Annotated in this window: 1 protein-coding gene and 1 pseudogene; both read right to left on the bottom strand. The window is 73.5% G+C overall.

Features of this window, described 5'->3' with window-relative positions; translation table 11 throughout:
- Positions 1-190: pseudogene (locus TN53_RS40790) on the bottom strand (DNA primase); the annotation flags it as partial.
- Positions 187-1,110 (bottom strand): bifunctional DNA primase/polymerase (locus TN53_RS40785; RefSeq protein WP_046263933.1); only part of this gene is annotated, 924 nt, incomplete at its 5' end. The gene TN53_RS40785 and the pseudogene TN53_RS40790, both read right to left, overlap by 4 nt.

Here is a 1,110-nt window from a genome sequence, read left to right as displayed (position 1 = left end):
AGTAGAGCTTGACGAACAGTTTGGCGTTGCCCCGGTCGCTGAGAGTGTCGGGCAGCCGTCCGTCGGCCGTGGCCTCTCCCTGCGCAGGGGCGTCGTCGTCGGAGCGGCGGGCATGCGGCACGGGCTGGGCGAGGATCTGCGCGGCGACGGCCTGGGCGTCGAAGAGTGTGTCGTCCTGGCGGGACGTCATGCGCGTCCTCCTGGGGACAGCGGGCGCATACGGCCGGCGTTCAGACCGCTGCGAATGATGGCCGTGTAACGGCGCTCCTGCCCCGGCCGGGCATGCTCGGCAGCCTCGCTGAGGGCCCGCTCGGCCTCCGTCGCCTCCAGCTGCCCCCCGGCCACGAGCCCTCCTGCGGTGTACGCGGCACGGTTCAACTTCTCGGAGAACGCGGCGCCTTCGGCTACGGCGACACAGGCGGCCACCTCTTCGAGCAGCGCGCCCAGCACCCGGCTCACCGCTCCGCGGCCGCCGCCCGCGGCCAGGACGGCCTGCCGGGCCCGCGGTGGAACCGGCCTCGGCGCGGGCACGTACGCGGGCGGCAGGTGCCCGGTGCGCTCCAGCTCGCGGGCCAGCCAGTCGGGCAGCGGCGCGGGCTCCCGTGCGTCCCCCACCGCTTCGTACGCGCCGGCATCGGTCACCGTGCCGGGGGCGACGATGTACCCGCCGTGCGCCCGTACATCGACCTGCCAGGCGAGCGCGCGGCCCCCGGACCCCGTGGAGCACTGCCAGCGACGCCCGCCATACGCCCGGTACCAGACGTGCAGCCCGCCCGAGGGGGTTCTCACCCGCAGGGCCGTCTCGTCGTCTGCGGGGCTGCCGAAGCCGCGCAGGGCGGCCAGCAGACCGATCGTGTGGAAGCCGTTGGCGAGCCCGGTCAGGTCGATCCCTTCGGAGATGGTGATGCCGGGTAACAGCCGGTCCCGTCCGGGGAGTTCGCGCTCATGAGCATCGATGTCGACGACCAGCAGGTTGGCGGGTCCGCAGGCGATCCCGACACCGAAGCCCGGGTGGGCGCCCCACCACTGCTCGATGCGGGCGAAGTCGAGGGTGGCCGCGTGAAAGCCATGACACCAGCGACCGGCAGCCGGACAGCCGCAGTCCTTGTG

It is taken from the genome of Streptomyces sp. WM6386 (genome assembly GCF_000972385.1).
In the GTDB taxonomy this organism is placed as follows: domain Bacteria; phylum Actinomycetota; class Actinomycetes; order Streptomycetales; family Streptomycetaceae; genus Streptomyces.
Note: the sequence above shows the minus strand (reverse complement) of the source record. Positions and strands in the feature narration are given on the sequence as shown.